We start from the raw sequence: 6,136 nt of genomic DNA on the forward strand, positions 1-6,136 counted from the left end.
AATCTTATGAAAAAGTTAGAACGGGAAGGTCCATTGACATTAACCTATCAGTTGACGGAAGAATTAAGGAAACTGGTAATGACCCAGTACAAACCGGGCGATCTGTTTTTAAGCGATAAGGAGATCGTAGAAAAGTATGGGGTCAGTGTGATCACTGTGCGCAATGCGGTGGAAAATCTTGTGTCCGAAGATCTGCTGGTCAGAAAAAGGGGGAAGGGCACCTTTTTGACGGATAAAAAGATTTCCAACAATATTACGGTACTGCAGAGCGGGACTGAACTGTTCAAAGCAATGGGAATCGAAAGCACCATAGAACTCATATCCGCGGAGCAGATCAAGGCGGATCATCTCCTTTCCAAACGGTTTGAAGTTCCCTTTAAGACGGAATTATATAAACTTGTAAGGGTCAGGAAGATTGCCGGGATTCCCTACAGCATAGAGACAAATTACTTTACAACGGAAACCTGCAGGGATATCATTCATTTATATCAGGGGAATTCCCTGTACGCATTTTTAAAGGATACGTATGATATCTGTGTGCTTAAATCACATGAGACATATAACGCGGTGCTGCTGGATGAGGAGCATGCAAAGCTCCTGGATCAGAAAAAGAAGTCCCCTGCATTTCGTATGGAAGGCAGGGTCTATGACCAGTACGACAGGCTGATATCCCTGGAAGAGAGTATTTACAGGGCTGACAAATATGAGATCGTGGTTGATACGGACGCCGGACAGCACCGGGCCACTTATGTGATCGGGGAGTGACGGCTGCAGACATAATAAGGCGTACTCTTGGAGTTTCCAAGGGTGCTCGAATATGTATTGGAGGAAGTTATGGGCAAACATTTTCAGGGAATCATGGTCCCTGTCTTAACGCCGTTTGACATCAACGGCGAAATAGCGATCAATGAATTTAAGGAGCACCTGCTGTTTCTGCTGGAACACCAGGTGGATTCCCTCCTGATCCCAAGCGGAACAGGGGAATTTGCTAACCTGACATTTGAGCAGAAAAGGCAGTTAATAAAAGCTGCTGCAGACACAATAAAAAAACGGGTGCCTCTTGTGGCGCTGATCAGCGACTGTTCCACCGCAAATGTACTGGAATTACTTAAAATGGCCCAGGAGGAAGGGGCGGACGAAGTAATGCTTACCCCTCCCTATTATTCAAGGATCGACCAGAGGGCCATACTTACGTTTTACCAGACAATTGCCGACAAGGCAAAGGTGCCCCTGTGGATTTATCAGCAGCCGGGGGAAACCAAACTGAGCCTGGATCCTGAAACTGTGATGGCTTTATCAAAGCATCCCAACATCTGTGGAATCAAGGTGGCATGCGGGGATGATTTCTTTTACTTTACCAATCTTGTACATACAATGAAGGGCGATCCTGAGTTTTCCGTCTTAAATGGGGAAGACTACTGTACGCTTCCCTCATACTGTGTGGGCGGGGACGGCTCTGTCTCCTCCATAGCCAACGTGATACCCGGAGAGCTTACAGGCATTTGGAGCGCCCACAACCAAAAAGATTATGAGAAGGCAATGGCCCTGCAGGATCGGATCATGGAGTACTGCACCTTCCTGGAGATGGTTGACACCGGCGCATATCAGAGCGCATGCAAGACGGCTCTGCGGGAGATGGGCCTGTACAGTACCAACAAGGTCAGCCGCCCCTTTGTGGAGGTGCTTCCACAGGAAGAAATGAATATCATAAAAAGGATAAAGGAAATGAACCAATCATAAAAGATCCCAAAGCCTCCGGCGGATTTGCCCCGGAGGCTTTCTATGTTATACGGCTCATCACATACAACTCCTGCACCAAAAAAATATTTGTATTTGCCCCAGGTTATGCTATACTGATTTAAGGAAATAATGCAGGAATTCAGATAGATGGAGGGCGGATGAAAAAACATTCAGGCATTCTGATCATGGTTTTGATATGTACCGTATTTATGGCATTGGCCATACCTACGGTATCTTATGGACAGAAAAACAGTAACCCTGAGATGCTTCGCGTTGGTTTCTTTCAATATGACGGTTATCATGAGATGGATGACATGGGAAATAAAAGCGGCTATGGTTATGAGGTCCTGCAGCTGCTGGCCCGATATGAAAACGTCACTTACGAATATACAGGATATGAAAAGAATTGGTCCCAGATGCTTGAGATGCTGGAGGCCGGTGAACTTGACCTTCTTACATCAGCGGAGAAAACATCTGAGCGGTTGGAAAAATTTGATTTTTCAGAGCGTGACATAGGTTCCAGCAGCACCATTTTAACGGTTAAAGCCGGCAACGACAGACTGGTGGCAGGTAATTACACCACCTATGACGGAATCCGTGTGGGAATGATCGCTGACAACAGCAGAAATGACCGCTTTGCAGATTTTGCCAGGGAACATGGATTCAGCTACGTCCCTGAGTATTTCATATCGGAACAGGAATTGACAGATGCCCTTCAAGACCAAAGGATAGACGCTGCCCTGACCAGTAATCTCAGGACATTAAGAGATGAATGGATTTTAAATGTGTTTGAAACGGTTCCCTTCTATGTGATGGTAAAAAAAGGGGATTCCCACATACTGTCCATGGTAAACAATGCTATTGAGAAATTGGATATGGATTCGCCTAAATGGAGGGATGGACTTTACAGTAAATACTATCAGAGAGGCATGGGCGAGCAGCTTCATCTGTCAGTGGAGGAGCGGGAGTTTTTAAACGACCAGAAGGGCACTGTGTTTAAAGTTGCAATGAACCCGGACCGCTATCCATATTCCTGGTTTGAGGACGGAACGGCGAGGGGGATCATGCCGGAACTGTTTGCCGAGATAGCCAGGAGGGCAGGCATCCGCTATGAGATCATAGAGACAGCCAGCCGCCCAGAGTATGTGGACCTGCTAAGTTCACATAAGGCGGATCTGTGTATGGACATTCATGACGATTTCTCCAGGGCGGAATCCATGGGGATGAAGATTACCGACAGTTATTTATTAACTGATTTTTCCTGGGTCGTCCGCAAAAATTTTCACGGGACAATGGAACGGGTGGCAACCATTGGCCCCAGCGCTGCAGCTACCACGGTTTTGCCTGAACTGGTGGGAGATGCCCAGGTCCTTTATTTTGACTCGGTGGCAGAATGCCTCAATGCGGTGCGCAGCGGAAAGGCGGACGGTTACTATACATATACCTTCCAGGCGGAACGGTTTGTGTTTGATGATGTACACAATGAACTGGCAACCGTGCTCACATCCCACTATGAACGTTTCAGTATTGGCGTTGGTCATCATCTGGATTCCAATCTGCTTACGATTCTGAATAAAGGCGTAAACAGCCTGGATGCTTATTATTTGGAAAATGTAACCTGGAGGAATACGGAATTCGGAGAGCGTCCCATGAGTCTCACCAGATTGTTCTACGAGTTTCCCCAGTTGATGGCGGCCATGTTCCTCTTTCTGGCCGTAATCGCGGTTTTATGTACAGCCACTATTGTGCAGAGACGGTATCACCGGAGGCTCAGACTGGCCCTGCATGATGCGGAAATAGCCAATCAGGCCAAGACCGATTTCCTGGCCAATGTATCACACGATATCCGTACTCCCATGAACGCGATCATCGGGATGGCTACCATTGCCGGGATGGAAGAGGACAATGTGGACCAAATGCGAAGATGCGTACGCCAGATCAAAAAATCCTCCATCCACCTGCTTGCCATTATCAATGATGTTCTGGATATGAGCGCCATCGAGAAGGGGAAGTTTACCGAGAAGAGGGCACCCTTTCAGATCACAGAAAGGCTAAGCGGACTTGCCGGTATCGTGGAGCAGCAGACCAAAGACAAATCGCTGAGATTTGAGATGGACATGTCCGGTCTCCTCCATGACCACGTGATCGGGGATGGGGATCACTTAAACCGCATTGCCATGAACCTGATCAACAATGCTGTAAAATTCACAAAAGCCGGCGGGTGGATCAGGGTAAGCTTGACGGAACAGGAATGGGATCAGGAAAATATGGCCGCATACCAGCTGAAGGTCAGCGACAATGGAAGGGGCATGAGCAGAGAATTCCAGCAGCGGCTGTTTGAGCCGTTTGAACGGGAGCACAGCAGCACGGACAGCAAGCTGGAAGGAACCGGTTTAGGACTGTCTATTGTCAAGCATATCGTGGATATGATAGGCGGGGAGATCCAGGTGGAAAGCGAGCTGGGAAAGGGGACTGAGATAACGGTTTCATTCCGCCTTGAGATCGATACCTGTCCGGCTGAAACAGAAAAGGAGAGATCAGAAGCGCCCCTTTACAATGACAAGCGAGTCCTGCTGGTTGAAGACAATGAAGTGAACAGGGAGATCGCGGCCACCATTTTGTCACACGCCGGACTCACGGTTGACACTGCCTCCGATGGCTTGGAGGCGGTGGAGATCATGGAATCCATGGAAAAGACGGGCCCGGGAACGTATGACCTTATCTTTATGGATATTATGATGCCGCGGATGGATGGATATGAAGCATCCCGCCGCATACGCAGCCTGGGAGTATCAACCCCCATTACAGCCATGACCGCAAACGCCTTTGCGGAGGACCGGAAAAAGGCAATGGAAGCCGGGATAGACGAGTATCTGGCAAAGCCTCTTGAGATGGAAGAACTTTACCGGGTGTTGAGGAGATTTTTGGGGTAGGAGAAGGATAACCCGGAGATCAAGGACATTGCCGACTGGATTTTCAGTCTTCCCTAATATCCGATTTCTGATATCACCCGCAGAATAAGCAGAATAAAAAAAGCAAAAAACCGTATTCACAGGAAATGTTGTGGATGCGGTTTTTTGATTCCGAAACATACCGGAAAATAACCCCCCGGTTTTTTGATGAATAAATATACCTTACAATAAAGAAACTAAAAAGGTCATATTAAAAGATTAGTGTATTCTCGTAAAGCAGGATGCTAAGGAGACTTTGGGAGTACACGACCATGAAACGGAGGTTGTTATGGAAAGGGAAAGGCTTATAAAGGAATTTGCGGATTATCTGCAGATGGAGGAGAAATCAGATGCCACTATCAGTAAATATCTGCATGATGCAGCGGAAATGTTGGATTTTATGGATGCTGGGAAGTTTGGGGAAATAAACAAAGAAATGCTCATACAGTATAGGCAGTATCTAAGCACACAGTGCAGGGCACAGACAGTGAACGGAAAATTATCAGCAGTGAACTCGTATTTAAGATATATGAACATGGAGATGTATAAAGTCAAATTCCTGAAGGTCCAAAGAAAGGCATATGTGGATGAAAAGAGGGAGATGACCGAGTGCGATTATAAGCGGCTGCTGGAAACCACCATCCGCCAGGGAAAGACCCAGATGTATTTCCTTATGCAGGTTCTATACGGCACCGGCATCAGAATCAGTGAACTTCCCTATGTAACTGTGGAAGCAGTGGACCAGGGAAAAGCGGAAATATATTTGAAAGGAAAGTACCGGGTGATTATTTTTCCAAGAAATCTTGTTAAAAAGCTGAAAGAATATATAAAAAACATGAAAATACAAAGCGGCTGTATTTTCAGGACCAGGAGCGGACGGTGTCTGGACAGAAGCAATATATGCCATTCCATGAAAAAGATATGCCAGGAAGCAGGGGTGGAGAAATCAAAAGTATTTCCCCATAATTTCCGTCACCTGTTTGCTAAAAGTTTTTACGCGATTGAAAAAAACCTGGCTCATCTGGCGGACATCCTGGGCCATTCCTCCATTGAAACAACGCGGATCTATGTGGCAGCCAGCATAAAACAGTATGAAAAGGTGATGAACCGGATGAACATTGTGGTGGACGAAAAAATACCACAGAATATTCATTCTGCGGTACTTCCATAGTATTTTTCAAGGTTGAGATGGACATGGGGGGATGTTTCGTATATTGAAAAAACAACAATTGTATTTTTTGACGCACAAACAGGCCGGCAAGCATATATTTTCCTTCCCGGTCTGTTTGGTTTGAGAAAAATAAGTGTATGTATATTGACTCCATCCAGTTTTTGTTATAAAATACAAGGAGTCTAAGTCCTAATTATTTAAATATGTTGACATGGCACCACAGAATGAATATTCTGTGGTATTTCCATAATTTGGCTGACCGCAGAATGAAAGC

General features: G+C 46.2%; 4 protein-coding genes. All 4 read left to right on the plus strand.

Annotated features, from left to right (window positions below):
• The first annotated feature begins 6 nt into the window (after window positions 1-6).
• The 4 genes from CLFS41_RS14510 to CLFS41_RS14525 all read left to right on the plus strand — a co-directional run bounded on the left by CLFS41_RS14510 (window position 7) and on the right by CLFS41_RS14525 (window position 5,862).
• Window positions 7-765 carry a GntR family transcriptional regulator gene (locus CLFS41_RS14510; protein WP_007871013.1) on the plus strand — a complete coding sequence of 253 codons (759 nt, stop codon included), beginning with the start codon at window positions 7-9 and terminating at the stop codon, window positions 763-765.
• A 69-nt stretch (window positions 766-834) separates the two neighbouring features.
• A complete protein-coding gene (locus CLFS41_RS14515) occupies window positions 835-1,740 on the plus strand; it encodes a dihydrodipicolinate synthase family protein (RefSeq protein WP_007871014.1) in 906 nt (301 codons plus the stop codon).
• Between the two features lie 158 nt (window positions 1,741-1,898).
• Complete coding sequence (locus CLFS41_RS14520; protein ID WP_045092651.1) at window positions 1,899-4,673, plus strand: transporter substrate-binding domain-containing protein; 2,775 nt, start codon at window positions 1,899-1,901, stop codon at window positions 4,671-4,673.
• Between the two features lie 307 nt (window positions 4,674-4,980).
• A complete protein-coding gene (locus tag CLFS41_RS14525) occupies window positions 4,981-5,862 on the plus strand; it encodes a tyrosine-type recombinase/integrase (protein ID WP_045092652.1) in 882 nt (293 codons plus the stop codon).
• Window positions 5,863-6,136: the final 274 nt, after the last annotated feature.

Source organism: Clostridium sp. FS41, assembly GCF_000954015.1.
GTDB classification, from domain to species: domain Bacteria; phylum Bacillota; class Clostridia; order Lachnospirales; family Lachnospiraceae; genus Enterocloster; species Enterocloster citroniae.

Coding starts and splice junctions, on each gene's coding strand:
- CLFS41_RS14510 (WP_007871013.1), top strand. CDS start 7: ATGAAAAAGTTAGAACGGGAAGGTCCATTGACATTAACCTATCAGTTG.
- CLFS41_RS14515 (WP_007871014.1), top strand. CDS start 835: ATGGGCAAACATTTTCAGGGAATCATGGTCCCTGTCTTAACGCCGTTT.
- CLFS41_RS14520 (WP_045092651.1), top strand. CDS start 1,899: ATGAAAAAACATTCAGGCATTCTGATCATGGTTTTGATATGTACCGTA.
- CLFS41_RS14525 (WP_045092652.1), top strand. CDS start 4,981: ATGGAAAGGGAAAGGCTTATAAAGGAATTTGCGGATTATCTGCAGATG.